Origin of the sequence: Nocardioides sp. (assembly GCF_025965415.1) — a bacterium.
GTDB lineage: Bacteria > Actinomycetota > Actinomycetes > Propionibacteriales > Nocardioidaceae > Nocardioides.
Genome location: NZ_JAOPWY010000021.1, coordinates 1 through 14,511, shown reverse-complemented (window position 1 = coordinate 14,511; position 14,511 = coordinate 1). Strand labels below are relative to the sequence as shown.

The window sequence follows — 14,511 nt, the reverse complement described above, 5'->3', positions numbered from 1 at the left end:
GGCCACCGCCACCGGGGCGTCGTCGACACAGGTCACCGTCACCGACACCGTCGCCGACGTGCCGCCGTCGAGGGTGTAGGTGAACGTGTCGTCACCCGGCGCGCCGGGGTCGTTGCAGTAGTTCGCGTCGGGGGCGTAAGTCAGCCCGGCGCCGCTACTGGTGATCACCACGGTGCCGTCGGCCGGCTGCGTCACCGCGGAGATCAGCTTCGGCCCGCCGTCGACGTCGGTGTCGTTGGCCAGCGGCGCCAGGGCCGTGGCACCCGAGTCCTCGGCCACGGTGCGCACGTCGTCGACCGCGACCGGCGCGTCGTCGACGCAGGTCACGGTGACGGACACCGTCGCGGTCGAGCCGCCGTTCAGGGTGTAGGTGAAGGTGTCCGCGGTGCCGGTGGTGCAGGAGTTCGCGTCGGGCGTGTAGGTCACCCCGGTTCCACCATCCGTGATGACGACCGTGCCGTCGGCCGGCTGCGTCACCGACGCGACCGTCTGGGGTCCGCCGTCGACGTCGGTGTCGTTGGCCAGCGGCGCCAGTGCCGTGGCACCCGAGTCCTCGGCCACGGTGCGCACGTCGTCGACCGCGACCGGCGCGTCGTCGACGCAGGTGACCGCGACGGACACCGTCGCGCTCGAGCCGCCGTTGACGGCGTACGTGAACGTGTCCACAGCCCTGCCGGTGGTGCAGTGGTCCGCGTCCGGGACGTACGTCACTCCCGTGCCGCCACCGACGATGGCCACCGTGCCGTGGTCCGGTTGCGTGACGAAGAGGACGGACAGCTCGCCGGCGTCGATGTCGGTGTCGTTGCCGAGCACGTCGAACGTGGTGTCGCCGGAGTCCTCGACGACCGTCCTCTCGTCGTCGACCGCGACCGGCGCGTCGTCGACACAGGTGACCGTCACGGAGACGACGGCGGTGGCGCCTCCCGGCACCAGGCGGTAGGTGAAGGTGTCCGGCGTCGCGCCGGTGGTGCAGTAGCCCGCGTCCGGCTCGTAGGTCAGGCCGCTCCCGGCGCCGGTGATGACGGCGGTCCCGTGGTCGGGCTGGGTGACACTGCCGATCACCAGTGCGTCGTCCTCCGCGTCGCTGTCGTTGGCCAGGACGGGGAGCGCGGTGGCCGGGGCGTCCTCGGTCACGGTCGCGGAGTCGTCCGAGGCCCGCGGATCGTCCGGGACGCACGTGACGTCGACGGCCACGCGCCCCACGTCCGTGCCCCCGCGACCGTCGGAGACGGTGTAGTCGAAGCGGCCGGCGGCGACACCGCAGCGGTCGGCAGTGGGCGTGAAGCGGATCGTGGCGCCCACGATCATCGCGGTGCCGCCCGACGGCGCAGCGACGTCCGTGATGGTGAGGGTGTCGGAGTCGACGTCGTTGGCCACGGGGCTGCCGGCTCCGCTCACCGGCAGCTCGAGCAGGGTGTCCTCGACGGTGGCGAAGGTGTCGTCGACAGCGACGGGGTCGACGTTCTCGGCGGCGTCGAGGACCGAGACGTTCACGACCTCGTCGTACGGCGCGCCGCTGCGGTCCGTGACGCGGATGCGAAGGGTGAGCGCGGCGCTGCGCTCGAAGTCGATGGCCGCGGCGGTCCGCAGGCGGCGGCCGTCGATCGAGAAGGACGCGTTGTCCGTGTCGCCGGCACCGGCGACGACCGCGAACGTGTGCGAGTCACGCGTGTCGGGGTCCGTGGCGGACAGCAGTCCGACCTGGGTGCCGATCGGGACGTTCTCGGCCACGGTGGACGGGGACAGCGTCAGGTCGGTGGGGGCCGTGTTGCGGTCCGGGAGCTCACAGGTGCGCGACACGAAGTCGCCCGCGTCGGCGTAGGCGCTGTCCGCCCTGCCCTCGGCACAGCGCAGGTCGTCGCGGAAGCGAGCCGCGTCCCGGGCGTGCAGCCGGTCGTTGCCGCGGCCGCCGCGGAGCGCGTCGTCACCGGCACCGGAGCGCAGCCGGTCGTCGGCCCGCCCGCCCTGCAGGTAGTCGTCGCCGCTGCCGCCGTACAACCGGTCCTGGCCGCCCCCGCCGCGCAGGACGTCGTCGCCGCCGCCACCGCGCAGGACGTCGTCGCCGCCACCACCGCAGAGCACGTCGTCACCGGAGCCGCCCACCAGGACGTCGTCGCCGGAGGTGCCGGCGATCGTGCAGGGCAGCTCGGCTGCCGCACGGTCGACGGAGGTGCCGGGCTCGGCGCTCGATGCGACCGCAGGGAGCAAGGCCCCCAGCAGAGCCAGGACCACGGCCGCCGGCCATGCAGACAGGTGGGACCGTGTCGTTGTGCTCGTTGCCACGCCTGGTGCTTTCTGTTTGCCACGCTCCCGTCCCCCGGCGAGAGGGCCCGACCGAGTCGGGGCCGCGCTCACACTGGCACGGCGCGGACCGGCCCGTGGGCCAAATGGCGCAATTGGGTCGCGGGCGCGCGGGCCGGTCGCCGGAGTCGTCTCCGACACGCCCACACAAGATGTGGTCCCCCACTTCTGCGCGAGCCCTACATATAGGGGTGCACGCAGCTGGTTCGGCGCGCCAACCCAGGCGGTCGAGGCAAGAGGGAACCCGGTGTGAGTCCGGGACTGCCCCGCAGCGGTGAGTGGGAACGACAGCCGTCACACAGCACTGGGTCGCAAGACCTGGGAAGCGACGGCCAGTAGGGTCGAACGGATCAGTCCGTGTCGCCGAGGACCTCCTCGCCGGCGGTGTGGCGGGCCTTCGACGGCCGACTGCGCTCCTACCTGGAGTACGTCGCCGGCCGCCGGATGGAGCGCCCCGGCCTCGACCCGATCTACGGATCGAAGAACCCGCTGGCGTTCATGGAGCTCCAGGACGTGCAGGAGCTGTCCAACTTCTTCGAGCGCAAGGTCTCCGCCTACCAGGTCGGCGTGACCGGGGCCGTGGGGTTCGACAAGGACTTCTGATCCGCTGACCCACCGGCGGCGGTCCGGCGCCACAAGCGCCGGACCGTCGGGCCGGGGTCAGAGCGCTCCGGCGACCGTCCGGGGCGAGGGGTTCGTGTGCGGCACGCCGCCCATGACGACGGTCGGCACCACCTCGTCGCCGCCGTTGACGCTGCGGACGTACGCCGACGCCTCCGGGTCGGCCCACACGTCGACCCACACCACGTCGCGGACCTTCTTGCCCAGCACCAGCCGGAGCCGCTGGCAGAACGGGCAGCCCTTGCGCCAGTAGACGACGACGCGACCCGCCTCCGCCGCCCGGGCGCCCTCGGCGGCGGACACGGAGGGCGGCTTGCGGGTGAACATGCGACCAGTATGTCCGTTGCCGGGGCACCGTGGCCTTGGTTGGATCGCCGCATGGCCTCCCGACTGACCGAGATCTCCCTGGACTGTCACGATCCCGACCGGCTCGCCGACTTCTGGTCCGCCGCCCTGGAGTGGGTGGTGCTCGACCGGGAGCCCGGCCTGGTGGAGATCGGCCCGGCGAGGGCCGACGACGGCGCGCTCCTGGCCGCCGTACGAACCGGGCCGGTGGCGCCGACGATGTTCTTCGCCGCGGTGCCCGAGGACAAGGTGGTGAAGAACCGGATGCACCTCGACCTCTCGCCCATCGACCGCTCCCGTGACGAGGAGGTCGACCGGTTGCTGGCGCTCGGCGCGTCCCGTGCCGACGTCGGGCAGACCGGCGAGGAGTCGTGGACCGTCCTCGCCGATCCCGAGGGCAACGAGTTCTGCGTGCTGCGCAGCCTCGCGCCGGGCCACTTCTCGCTGTGACCGGCCTCGACGTACGTCTCCCGATCGGGACCGAGCGGCTGCTCCTGCGCCCGCACCGGCCCGACGACTTCGACGACCTCGCGCGCTTCCACGGCGACCCCGAGGTCGTGCGCCACGTCCCCTGGCCGGTGCGCGACCGCGCCGCCACCGAGGAGGCGCTGACGGTCAAGCTCGGCCAGACCGAGCTGCTCGAGCACGGGCAGTGGCTGGTGCTCGCCGTCGAGCTCCGGGCCACCGCCACCGTCATCGGTGAGGTGCTCCTGAAGTGGGCCGGCGACCGGCAGGGCGAGCTCGGCTTCGCGTTCGCCCGCGACCACCACGGGCAGGGGTACGCCGCGGAGGCCTCCGCCGCGCTGCTGCGCCTGGGCTTCGACGACCTCGGCTTCCACCGGATCACGGCCGTCGTCATCGACGGCAACAGCGCCTCCGCCCGCCTCCTCGAGCGGCTCGGTTTCCGGCAGGAGGCCCGGCACGTCGACGCCGTGCACTTCAAGGGTGCGTGGACGACCCAGCTGGTGTTCGCGCTGCTCGCGGCGGAGTGGCGCGGAACAACCCTCCCTGGCCCGCCGTTGGGACGACCATGACCACGCTGGGAGCCGTCGGAGCCGGACACATCGGGAGCACCGTCGCCCGCCTCGCGGTGGATGCGGGGGTCGACGTCGTCATCGCCAACAGCCGCGGTCCCGAGAGCCTGGCCGACCTCGGTCCCCGCGCCCGCGCGGCGACCGCCGAGGAGGCGGCCGGATCGCCGAGCTCGCGGCCCGCACGCTCCCGGGCGCGCGCGTGGTGAAGGTCTTCAACAACGTCTTCTTCGAGCACCTCGGCGCCCTCGCCCGCCCGCAGGCACCGGCCGGCAGCGAGGAGCGCAGCGTGCTCGCCGTCGCCGGCGACGACGCGGCCGCCAAGGATGCCGCGGCGGCCCTGCTCGACACGATCGGCTACGACGTCGTCGACGCCGGCCCGCTCGCCGAGGGCTGGCGCTTCCAGCCCGGCACCCCGGCCTACGGCGTCCCCTACGACGGCAGCCCGGACGGCACCTGGAGCGGCGACACTGCCAAGCGGGTCTCCGCCGAGGAGATGCGGACCGCGCTCGCCGCCGCCACGCGCCCGACCGACTGACGCGTCAGGCCTCGACCGCAGCCGTGCCGTCCGCGTCGGTGGACATGAACTCGCGGAGCACGCGCGCGAAGCGGTCCGGGTCGTCGAGGTGCGGGAAGTGGCCGGCACCCTCGAAGAGCTCGACGCGGCAACCGGGCACCGCCCGCTGCGCGCTGATCGCGTGCCAGGCGGGGATCATCCGGTCCTTCGAGCCCCACACGATCAGGGTCGGCGGCGGGGTCACCGCCCCGAGGTGGTCGTGGGCGCTGATGCTCTGGCCGCCGAAGTCGATGACGGCGCGCGTGGTGGCGAGGAACGCGCGGCGGCTCTGCTGGTCGCCGAGCGAGGTGAAGCCGCGCCAGATCGCGCCGAGGTCGGCGCCCGGCTTCCAGCCGACCTTCTGGGCACCGCGGCCCAGCGCCTCCACCTTGTCGAGCACGGGCGCGGACGCGATCACGCTGAGCACCTGCTCGGCGCCCGGGAGTGTGGCCGAGCGCAGGACGAGGTTGACCTCGCGGCCGAGGCCGCCGCTGGACACCAGGACGAGGCGGTCCACCCGGTCGGGGAACAGGTAGTAGAACTGCATCGCGATCCCGCCGCCGAGGGAGTGCCCGACCAGGGTCACTCGCTCGATGCCGAGGTGGTCGAGCAGGTCGCGCAGCGTGGCGGCGTGCGAGCTGAGCGAGTAGTCACCCGTCGGCTTCGCCGACTCACCGTGGCCGAACAGGTCGGGTACGACGACGCGGTGGTCGTCGTCGACCCGGTCGACGAGCTCGGCCCACTGCCCCTGGGACCCGAGGATCCCGTGGATGAACAGCACGACGGGGCCGGAGCCGCTGTCGACGTACGAGAGCTCGTGGCCGTGGAGCACGACCTTGTCCGGGGCCAGGCGGGCCATGGCTGTCATCCTCGTGGTGGTCGGTGGAGCTGGTTACCCCACGGTAGCCCCGACCGGGCCGCCTCCGGCGGTGCTGGGTCGAAGATCACTCGCGGGATGCGCGCGGGTGGTGCCGGGAGGGGGGCACTGGATCGCCTCGCCGAGACGTCCGGCGTGAGCCGCCGCATGCTCGTCAACGTCGAGCAGGGCACGGCGAACCCGAGCGTCACGACCTTGCTGCGCCTCAGCGATGCCCTCGGCATCGGCCTGCCTGCCCTGGTCGACGTACCCCAGATCAAGCCGGTGGTGGTCCGCAGTGGCGACGCGCCTGCACTGTGGACCGGGGAGCACGGCGGCCGCGGCGTGCTGCTCGCCGGAACCGCACCCCCGGACGTGCTCGAGCTGTGGGACTGGACACTGGCGGCGGGCGACCGCCACGACAGCGAGGCCCACGTGCGCGGCACGAAGGAGATCATCCAGGTCCGGGAGGGGACGCTCACCATCGAGGTCGACGGCCAGGTCGAGCTGCTGGGGGTCGACGACACCATCTCGTTCGCCGGCGACATCGCCCACTCCTACGCCAACTCCGGCACGACGCCGGCGCGTTTCGTGCTGACCGTCTTCGAGCCCGGAGTCGGCACCTCGAACACCTCGGAGCCGAGCCATGACTGATGCACCCCGCCCCGTCGCCCTTCGCTCCGGCTCGCTCGCCGACTTCCTGGCCGGGGCCGAGGTGGATCCTGCCGTTGCTGCCCTTCGTCCGGACTACCGCGTCCTGCTCCTCGCTGTCGACGGGATGGAGCCGGGTGCCAGCGACGAGCACAGCGGACGCATGCTGGCGCGCGCCGAAGCGGTCGCCCGCGACCTCCTTGCCGACACTCCGGTGGAGGACGTGGCGCACGTGGCGGCATGGCGCGAGGCGTACCGCTCCTTCGGCGCCAAGCCGCAGCGCACCCGCAACAGCCTGGAGGCACTCGTGCGGCGAGCCGCGACCGGCCTGCCGAGGGTCAACCGCCTCACCGACGTCTACAACGCCGTCAGCGTCATCCACCAGGTGCCGCTCGGAGGCGAGGATCTTCCGGCCTACGCCGGTCCGCCGCGGCTGGTCCGTGCGAGCGGCTCGGAGGTCTTCGACACGGTCGCGGGTGGTGTCGACGTCGACGAGCATCCCGAGCCCGGGGAGGTCGTGTGGCACGACGCGGTCGGTGTGACCTGCCGGCGCTGGAACTGGCGCCAGTGCCGCCGCACGCAGCTGACCCCGCACACCACGTCGACGGTCTTCATCCTCGACGCGCTGGCGCCCCTGTCCGACGAGGCGCTGGTGGCTGCGGGCGACGAGCTCGCCGGCCACCTTGCACGCCTCGGGCCTGATGTCGGGGTCGCCACCCGCCTCATCGCCGGCAGCACGGGCGGGCAGGACCACTCGTGATCTGCTGCCAGTTCATCTCCAAGCCCGGCACCTACGACGACCACTTCCACCGCCTCGACGGCGAGATCGACGACTACGCCCGCAGCCTGCCGGGCTTCGACCGCGTCGAGAAGTGGCTCTCCCCCGCCGGGGACGTCGTCAACGCCATCTACTACTTCGCCGACCGCACGTCCGTCGCCCAGCTCGGGCGGTTCCCGCAGCACCGCGACGCCAAGGGACAGGTGGCCCGCTGGTACGACGGCTACCGCATCGTCGTCTCCGACGTCCGCGCCACCTACGGCGACGGCCGCCTTCCCGCCCCACCTGGCGCCCACCAGCCCACCGACAGGGGGGCCGCGTCGAACGTCGGCCAGCCAGAGCGGGAGACGTCATGACCCGGACCACCCCCGACCACCCCATCGTGATGGCCAACTCCTACCGCCTGCCCGAGGACCCCAGCGACATCGACGACCCCGCCTACGAGGGGCTCGTCTACACGCGTGAGCACGGCGCCAACCAGCGCGCCTCGAGGAGAAGCTCGCCAGGCTCGACCACGGCGAGGCGGCCGCCGTGTTCGGCACGGGCATGGCCGCACTGCACGCTTCGTTCTTCACCCTCCTCGACCCGGGCGACCACGTCATCGTGTCCAACGTCGTCTACATGCGCGTGGCGGAGCTCTTCGCCGACGTGTTCCCTCGAAAGCTCGGCATCGAGGTCGACTTCGTCGACATCACCGACCTCGACGCCGTCCGTGCCGCCGTACGACCCCACACCAGGCTCGTGCACACCGAGGTCATCGCGAACCCCGACCTGCGCGTCGCCGACGTCCCCGCGCTCGCGCGGATCGCCCACGACGCCGACGCGCTGCTGACCGTCGACTCCACCTTCACCCCGCCCCCGATGATGCGGCCGCTCGACCACGGCGCCGACCTGGTCATCCACTCACTCACGAAGTACTACAACGGCCACGGCGACGCGATGGGCGGTGTCGTCATCGGCACCCGGGACCTCGTCGAGCAGACCCGCACGGGAGCCCTGTGGCACGCCGGCGGCGCCATCTCCCCGTTCAACGCCTGGCTCATCATGCGCGGCTCCACCACGCTCCCGCTACGTCTGCAGCGGCAGTGCGACAACGCCCAGGCGGCCGCTGAGTTCCTCGTCGCGGACCCGCGTGTCGTGCACGTCTCCTACCCCGGGCTCCCCCACCACGACCAGCACGACGCAGCCGCTGCCCAGCTGCTCGGCGGTTTCGGTGGTGTCGTCTCCTTCGCGATCGGCGGCACCCACGCCGACCGCCTGACGTTCGTCAACGACCTGCGCGTCATCACCTCCGCGGTCAGCCTCGGACACGACAAGACCCTCGTCGCCTACGAGGAGTACCCCGGAGGACCCGCCGCCGCGTTCGCGCAGCCGTTCCGCGAGCACGGCCTCGTCCGCCTCGCCATCGGCCTCGAGGCAGCCGGCGACCTCATCGCCGACCTCGACGCCGCCCTCACCACCGCGTACGGGCCACGCTGACCCCATGCGCTCCCACACCGCCTTCGCCCTCGTGGACGCGTTCACGACCGAGCGCCCGTTCTCGGGCAGAAGTGAGAAGACGACACGCGATGGCGCCTCCAGGCGGCGGATTGCGCGTGGACCGCACGGGGCCCCCGACACACCGGGACATCGCCTTCATCGAGGGTGGTGATCGCGACCGCTCTGCAGGAGGTGCCCGGTGAGGCGGGGCTCGCCTCCGGGAAACAGGGGGCATAGGAGACGAGCCCCTACGCACGACCCACCAGGGGGGACTGGGGATCCGCGTACCACCACTCTAGGAGCCTGCGGCCGGCGCGTCGTCAGCGATCCGGTCTGTATTCACGACACCCGCCTCCGACGGCCAGAACCGGTGCGGTGAACCCATGGACGCCGAGACGCGGCAGGCGTAGCGTTCTTGGCGCAAGCGATGTCCGCGGGTCGGTTTGGGGGCAGGCCGAGCGGGGGCTGACAGCGCTGGAGCCGCCCGCCTCTCCGAAGCGGAGAGGCGGGCGGCTCGTTCGGGCGCCACCTGCGGCAGCGCTCCCATCGTCGCCACCTCGACCCACCCGAGCCCACGCTCGCCTCCGCGCCCCGGGATCGGCGGACTAGGGTCGGGAGATGGCCCGCCACTGGATCGCAACCCGGCCCGGCGGACCCGACGTGTTCGCCTTCGAGGAGTACGACGTCCCCGCACCGCAGCAGGGGGAGGTCACCATCGCGGTCCGCGCCGCAGGGATGAATCCCGCTGACGCCAAGCACGTGGCCAGCGGTGCCGGCGACTTCCCACGGGCGATCGGCTATGAGGTCGCCGGCGTGGTGACCGCCGTCGGGCCCGGCACCGAGATCGGCTCAGGTCCGGTGGCAGTGGGTGACGAGGTCCTCGCATTCCGCATCGGTGGTGGTTGGGCCACCGACGTCACCGTCGCAGCGGACGACGTCTTCGCCAAGCCGGTTTCGCTCTCATTCGGGCAGGCGGCCAACCTGTTGCTCGCGGGCACGACGGCGGCCGAGATGTTGCACGTCACCGGCGTCGCCGAGGGCGAGACGATCCTGGTGCACGGCGCGTCCGGTGCCGTCGGCGTCAGCGTCCTGCAGCAGGCTGCCCGGATCGGGGCGCACGTGGTCGGCACCGCGGGACCGTCGAGCCACGAGGTGGTGACCCGGTTCGGCGGCACGCCGGTCGCCTACGGCGACGGGCTGGAGCACCGGGTGCGCGAGGCCGCGCCCGAGGGCGTGGCAGCAGCGCTGGACTGTGTCGGCACCGACGAGGCGGTCGACGTGTCCCTGGCGCTGGTCGCCGACCGCGAGCGCATCGTCACCATCGCCGCGGCCGATCGCGCGCGACAGGCGGGTTTCGCCGCCATCGCCGGCGCCCTGCCCGCCAGCAAGGCCTACCGGGCATCGGTGCGCGCCGACCTCGTGCGCCTGGCTGGCTCTGGAGATCTCGTCGTCCCTGTCGCACGCGCCTTCCCGCTCACCGACGCGCTGGAGGCCGTCGAGCTCCTCATGGGCCAGCACCCCGGGGGCAAGCTCGTCCTCGAACCCTGACCTCGACCGGCGCAGTGTCGGACGGAGGGACTCAGGTCGCGCTGCCGGGCTCGCGGGCCAGCGCCAGCCTCTCGTCGACCAGCTCACGGGTCGCCCCGAGCGCCTCGGAGACCTCCCACGCCACGGCCGCGGCGCGGGCGCCGAGCTCGTCGGCGCGGGCGTCGTCCATCCGGACGGATGGGACGGAGAGGCCGAGCGCGCCGACCGCCATCCCCGTGTGGTCGAAGACGGGGGCTGCCACCGCCCTGATCCCCGGCGTCCGCTCGGCGTCGGAGCCGGCCCAACCACACCGACGCGCGGTCTCCAGCTCGGCCGCGAGCGCCGCCGGATCGGTGACCGTCCGCTCGGTGACCGGCTCGATGCCGCGCGCCAGCGCGGCCTGCTGACGCGCAACCGGACGTCCACTCACGGTTCGTGTCCTCGACCTGACCCGGTTCCTCTCGGGCCCCACTGCACGATCGGCCTGCTGGTCAACCCGGTCGTGGACGCCTGAGCCACCTCTGGCCCTCCGCCGGGGACCGCGTACGGAAGCAGCGGCGCACCTGTTCGTCGAAGTCGTTGCTTCTGGTGAGGGCACAGCGAGAGCAGAAACGGGCATCAATGCCCTCCGACCTGCGGCTTCACACCCTTGAAGCGGAACAATTCCGGGGATTTCAGTCGTTCGTCGTCGACTGCCGAAATGCCCTCTGACCTGGGAAGACACTGCATCTGGCCCTTCGGGCGTTCACCGTCATTTGGCATCGATGTCGACACTAGTGAGGGCAGATTGAGGGCAAAGAGGACCCGCGGGTGGGGGCATGCGGCCAAGGTCATGAGCAGCAGCGCCGCTTCTCCTTGTGATGGCGTTATCCGTCCAGGAGCTGGCAAATGCACTCGCCGCGGAGACCAGCGTACGCAGTAGCGGCCGCCCAACGGACGTGGACAGCCGGGGCCCGGACCTACTCGCGGACACGCACGGCATCCATGCCCAGGAACAAGACGACACTGGCTAGGAATCAGATTCCAGCGGATTTGGCGTCACTGGACGTAACCAGCTAAAAGGCCCTCTGGCCTGCGCTTATGGCGTCCCCCACCGCTGACAGTGGTGGACAGAACCAGACCCAATTACACTCCTCATAGGGCACGTAGAGGGCACGACGAGCGGAGCTGGGTTGGCAGCAGGATGGGCCAGCAAAGGCAACAACAAGGCCCGCTTCGGACACGTTCGACGCCTCCCGTCCGGCCGCTACCAAGCCCGCTACTTCGGTCCCGACGGTGTCAGGCACCAGGCTCACACCACCTTCAGCACCATCGGACGCCGAGACCAGGTTGGCTACGATCCGAGCTGACATCGTCCGCGCTGTTGGGCGGCGAACACGTCCAACAGCGCCCGACGAGCCCTGACGTTCGGCACCTACGCCGAGCAGTGGCTGGCCGCGCGCACACTGGAAGCACGCACCCGCGCCCACTACCGCTCGCTACTGGACAAGCAGCTCCTCCCCCAGTTCGCCACGCTCCCCTTGCGTCACCTCACCCCCGACCTGGTGTGCCAGTGGTATGCCACGACCGCAGTTGACGGACCCACCCTGCGCAGCCACGTGTACGGACTGCTCGGCACGATCCTCGGGCAAGCCGTCCGCGACGAGCTGCTTCGCTCCAATCCCTGTCACATCCGCGGGGCGGGAAACACGAAACGCGCGAAGAAGATTGAGCCTGCGTCCCTCGCCGAGTTGGAGGGCTCACGGCTGCGATGCCCGAGCGCTATCGCGCGATGGTGCTCCTCGCCCGTGGTGCGGCATGCGGTTCGGTGAACTCACCGAACTCCGGCGCGGCGACGTCGACCTGAGGGTGTGGGCGTGATCCGCGTGCGTCGTGCGGTTGTGCGGGCTGACGGGGAGGTCATTGTCAAGAAGCCCAAGAGCGATGCCGGCGTGCGCGACATTGCTATCCCGCCCCACCTCCTCCCTGTCCTGGCGGACCATACCGCCACGCACGCGGCGCCTAGCAAGAACGGCCTGCTCTTGCCAGCACTGGGCGGTGGGCACATGGCGCCGTCCACGCTGTCGCGCGTCTTCTACCGAGCCCGCGAGGCTGCCGGTCGCCCGGATCTGCGGTTCCACGACCTGCGGCATACCGGGGCCGTCCTGGCCGCGCAGACCTGAGCGACGCTGGCGGAGCTCATGGGTCGTCTTGGGCACCCAACGCCAGGAGCAGCACTTCGGTACCAGCACGCCGCTGCCGACCGAGATAAGGAGATCGCACGGAGGCTCTCAGCCATGGTCGACACGCCCGACAGGATTTGAACCCGCAATCCCTTGGCCTGCGGCCTGTGCGCGAACCTGGGGCCAGAATCTGTGGACCGCTCTTGCCGACTGCGCGCTGACCTGCGCAAACTTGTAGTATTCACGGTCGAGATGAGCCAGCGGTCTTGACCCGGTCCGCGCAAATTCGACCGTTTGTGTTGTGGCTTTCGGTACATAAACGTGGCACGACTCGACTCGAGTTCTGCCGTCTGCCAGTGGGTGAGTTCGGCGTGGATGCGGCGATAGCAGTAGGTGCCCCGCGCGGCGACGTGATTTCGCGGATCGGCCGGTCAGCCAATCTCGGCGTCGTTGTGTGGCTGAAGTGGGCCGGTTCTTGTAGCGATGTAGCCGGGGCTGGAGACGTCCAGCACTCGGCAGCACTTCTTGACCGGGATGCCGGCGTCGACGAGTCGGTCGATCACCGGGTGAATCCCTTTGGGTGCGGCTTCTCCTCCCTCAGGAACCCCGAGGCTGGGCGGACGATCGCCAGTGCGGTCTCGAGCTCCCGGATTCCACTTTCGCGCCGCCTGGAGCTCAGCGGACTCGGCGGTGGTGACCCCAGCGAGCTCGCCGCGGTTGATGTGGTCTTGGCGGACCAGGTGTGAAGGCATCCGGCGCTGATGCCGGCTCGTGGGGCGACTTTATTGATCTGCTTGCCAGCACGGTCGAGCGCAACGACTCGCTGCCGGAACTCGGGCGGTAGAGACGAGGCACGGTGTTCAGCCTTCCAAACAAGGCACTCAACTCACCCGTTCCTACAACAGACCCTCTCGAGCGGTGTCGACAGCGTTGCGCTTAGGTGTCGAGGTCCTTCTCCACCAATTCGGCGATCAAGTCCATCGCGGCTTGGTCCTCGCTGGACACCACGACGATGTCACCCTGCCGGGCGCTGAGCGTCATAATCATCAGCGCCGAGCCCGCGTCAACCTCCCCCCGTTCGGACAGAGACAGGTATACCGGTGAGCCAAAGTTTGCGGTTGCCTCAGCGATCAGCGCTGCCGGGCGAGCATGCAGCCCTACGGCGGATCCCACGACGACAAACCTGCGATGCATGATTCTCCTTCGAGGCGATATTGGGTGCGCCTGAGCGCCTTAACGTGTGCGGATGAATCTCGTGTGGCGGAGCGGATCACCGATGGGCGGACCGGCGTGTTGCTTGATAGTCGTGGCACCTGCTGCCGCATAGCCCCGTACCTTCGCGCCCTATTCTGTTCGGATCTCCCTCGCGGATAGAACACCCTCGCGACGGGCCCGGTCGACGATGTGGGTCGCGGTCCGCTTGGCCAGCGCACAGATCGTGGCGGTCGGATTCACTCCGGTCGAGGTGGTGAAGACACTGCCGTCGATGACATAGAGATTGTCCACGTCATGGGTCTGGCACCACTTGTTCACCACCGAGGTGGTCGGGTCATCACCCATCGTCGCCGTACCCAGGTTGTGACCCGGGGAGACAGCGCGGCTGATCACCCACGTCTTGGTGGCGCCGGCGGCCTCGTGTGCCTCGATGGTGCGCTGAAGATGCCAATCGAGCATCTTGTAGGTGTTCTGGTGGGTGACGTATTTGATCTTGACCGCGGGGAGCCCGTCGGAGTCCTTCCACTCGGGGTGGAGGGAGACCTGGTTGCTCTCCTCGGGAAGGTCGTCGACGATGCACAGCCACTGGATCATGTGTCCGATGGACTCCTTCATCTTGCGGGTGAAGTTCTCGCCCCAGAACGGCTCGTCACGCACCCCCTCACCCGTGGTCCACCGAGATACGGTGCGCAGAGGTCCGGTGGTGGGCTGCATGAGCCACTTGCATCCGCGCACGAACCCGCGACTCGTGTCGGTCTCGTAGAACTCCATAGACTCGATCTGCTCGCCGGCCGGGCCCAACGTGTCGTCGAGCTCGTCGCCGTACAGTCCGACGGTGGCGCCGTAGGGGTGGATCATCAGTCGCTTGCCGACCAGCCCTGACGAGTTCGCCAGACCGTCGGGGAAACGCTCGGACTTCGACATCAACAACACCCGCGGAGTCCCGATCCCGTTGGCCGCGAGGATCACCCGCTTCGCGCCCTGGAAGT

At 70.5% G+C, this 14,511-nt stretch carries 17 protein-coding genes, 2 pseudogenes and 1 riboswitch; of the genes and pseudogenes, 13 read left to right on the top strand and 6 right to left on the bottom strand.

The window, feature by feature from the left end; genetic code table 11:
* On the bottom strand, positions 1-2,208 hold a 2,208-nt coding region (locus JWN97_RS02475), incomplete at its 3' end, for an Ig-like domain-containing protein (RefSeq protein ID WP_297617677.1).
* 327 nt (positions 2,209-2,535) lie between these two features.
* Positions 2,536-2,674, top strand: a riboswitch (cobalamin riboswitch).
* Here JWN97_RS02475 and JWN97_RS02470 point away from each other — a divergent pair.
* Positions 2,659-2,904, top strand: a complete 246-nt coding sequence (locus tag JWN97_RS02470) for a hypothetical protein (protein WP_297617674.1) — start codon at positions 2,659-2,661, stop codon at positions 2,902-2,904. It overlaps the preceding riboswitch by 16 nt.
* Positions 2,905-2,961: 57 nt before the next feature.
* On the opposite strand, the gene JWN97_RS02465 is transcribed toward JWN97_RS02470, so the two are convergent.
* Positions 2,962-3,249, bottom strand: coding sequence for a glutaredoxin domain-containing protein (locus JWN97_RS02465; protein WP_297617671.1), 288 nt, complete (start codon positions 3,247-3,249; stop codon positions 2,962-2,964).
* 51 nt (positions 3,250-3,300) lie between these two features.
* Between JWN97_RS02465 and JWN97_RS02460 the strand changes: the two genes are divergently transcribed.
* The 4 genes from JWN97_RS02460 to JWN97_RS02445 are packed head-to-tail and all read left to right on the top strand — an operon-like array spanning position 3,301 to position 4,836.
* A complete protein-coding gene (locus JWN97_RS02460; RefSeq protein ID WP_297617668.1) occupies positions 3,301-3,717 on the top strand; it encodes a VOC family protein in 417 nt (138 codons plus the stop codon).
* Complete coding sequence (locus JWN97_RS02455) at positions 3,714-4,301, top strand: GNAT family N-acetyltransferase (RefSeq protein ID WP_297617665.1); 588 nt, start codon at positions 3,714-3,716, stop codon at positions 4,299-4,301. The genes JWN97_RS02460 and JWN97_RS02455 overlap by 4 nt, the downstream gene beginning before the upstream one ends.
* Positions 4,298-4,507 carry an NAD(P)-binding domain-containing protein gene (locus JWN97_RS02450; protein WP_297617662.1) on the top strand — a complete coding sequence of 70 codons (210 nt, stop codon included), beginning with the start codon at positions 4,298-4,300 and terminating at the stop codon, positions 4,505-4,507. The genes JWN97_RS02455 and JWN97_RS02450 overlap by 4 nt, the downstream gene beginning before the upstream one ends.
* Positions 4,501-4,836, top strand: a complete 336-nt coding sequence (locus JWN97_RS02445) for a hypothetical protein (RefSeq protein ID WP_297617659.1) — start codon at positions 4,501-4,503, stop codon at positions 4,834-4,836. The genes JWN97_RS02450 and JWN97_RS02445 overlap by 7 nt, the downstream gene beginning before the upstream one ends.
* 4 nt (positions 4,837-4,840) lie before the next feature.
* Here the strand turns inward: JWN97_RS02445 and JWN97_RS02440 are convergent, their stop codons facing one another.
* The gene (locus JWN97_RS02440) at positions 4,841-5,713 is read right to left on the bottom strand and encodes an alpha/beta fold hydrolase (RefSeq protein WP_297617657.1); all 873 of its coding nucleotides are present in this window, start codon (positions 5,711-5,713) and stop codon (positions 4,841-4,843) included.
* Positions 5,714-5,839: 126 nt separating this feature from the next.
* Here JWN97_RS02440 and JWN97_RS02435 point away from each other — a divergent pair.
* The 5 genes and pseudogenes from JWN97_RS02435 to JWN97_RS02415 all read left to right on the top strand — a co-directional run.
* Positions 5,840-6,364, top strand: a pseudogene (locus JWN97_RS02435) (XRE family transcriptional regulator); the annotation flags it as partial.
* The gene (locus JWN97_RS02430) at positions 6,357-7,121 is read left to right on the top strand and encodes a phenylalanine--tRNA ligase beta subunit-related protein (RefSeq protein ID WP_297617654.1); all 765 of its coding nucleotides are present in this window, start codon (positions 6,357-6,359) and stop codon (positions 7,119-7,121) included. The pseudogene JWN97_RS02435 and the gene JWN97_RS02430, both read left to right, overlap by 8 nt.
* Positions 7,118-7,495, top strand: a complete 378-nt coding sequence (locus tag JWN97_RS02425; RefSeq protein ID WP_297617651.1) for a hypothetical protein — start codon at positions 7,118-7,120, stop codon at positions 7,493-7,495. Before JWN97_RS02430 ends, JWN97_RS02425 begins: the two co-directional genes overlap by 4 nt.
* Before the next feature lie 139 nt (positions 7,496-7,634).
* Positions 7,635-8,618: pseudogene (locus JWN97_RS02420) on the top strand (aminotransferase class V-fold PLP-dependent enzyme); the annotation flags it as partial.
* Between the two features lie 618 nt (positions 8,619-9,236).
* Positions 9,237-10,166, top strand: coding sequence for an NADP-dependent oxidoreductase (locus JWN97_RS02415; protein WP_297617648.1), 930 nt, complete (start codon positions 9,237-9,239; stop codon positions 10,164-10,166).
* 31 nt (positions 10,167-10,197) lie between these two features.
* Here JWN97_RS02415 and JWN97_RS02410 read toward each other — a convergent pair whose 3' ends face one another.
* The gene (locus JWN97_RS02410) at positions 10,198-10,575 is read right to left on the bottom strand and encodes an IclR family transcriptional regulator C-terminal domain-containing protein (protein WP_297617645.1); all 378 of its coding nucleotides are present in this window, start codon (positions 10,573-10,575) and stop codon (positions 10,198-10,200) included.
* Positions 10,576-11,545: 970 nt separating this feature from the next.
* On the opposite strand from JWN97_RS02410, the gene JWN97_RS21170 reads away from it, so the two are divergent.
* From JWN97_RS21170 to JWN97_RS02400, 3 genes are all read left to right on the top strand, one after another.
* Positions 11,546-11,956 carry a hypothetical protein gene (locus JWN97_RS21170; protein ID WP_363321243.1) on the top strand — a complete coding sequence of 137 codons (411 nt, stop codon included), beginning with the start codon at positions 11,546-11,548 and terminating at the stop codon, positions 11,954-11,956.
* A gap of 45 nt (positions 11,957-12,001) precedes the next feature.
* Positions 12,002-12,307, top strand: a complete 306-nt coding sequence (locus JWN97_RS02405; RefSeq protein WP_297617642.1) for a hypothetical protein — start codon at positions 12,002-12,004, stop codon at positions 12,305-12,307.
* A gap of 356 nt (positions 12,308-12,663) precedes the next feature.
* On the top strand, positions 12,664-13,053 hold the full coding sequence (locus JWN97_RS02400; RefSeq protein ID WP_297617639.1) for a hypothetical protein: 390 nt from the start codon (positions 12,664-12,666) through the stop codon (positions 13,051-13,053).
* 190 nt (positions 13,054-13,243) lie between these two features.
* On the opposite strand, the gene JWN97_RS02395 is transcribed toward JWN97_RS02400, so the two are convergent.
* Both JWN97_RS02395 and JWN97_RS02390 read right to left on the bottom strand, forming a co-directional pair.
* A complete protein-coding gene (locus JWN97_RS02395; RefSeq protein WP_297617636.1) occupies positions 13,244-13,501 on the bottom strand; it encodes an HPr family phosphocarrier protein in 258 nt (85 codons plus the stop codon).
* 150 nt (positions 13,502-13,651) lie between these two features.
* Positions 13,652-14,511 (bottom strand): GMC oxidoreductase (locus JWN97_RS02390; RefSeq protein ID WP_297617633.1); only part of this gene is annotated, 860 nt, incomplete at its 5' end.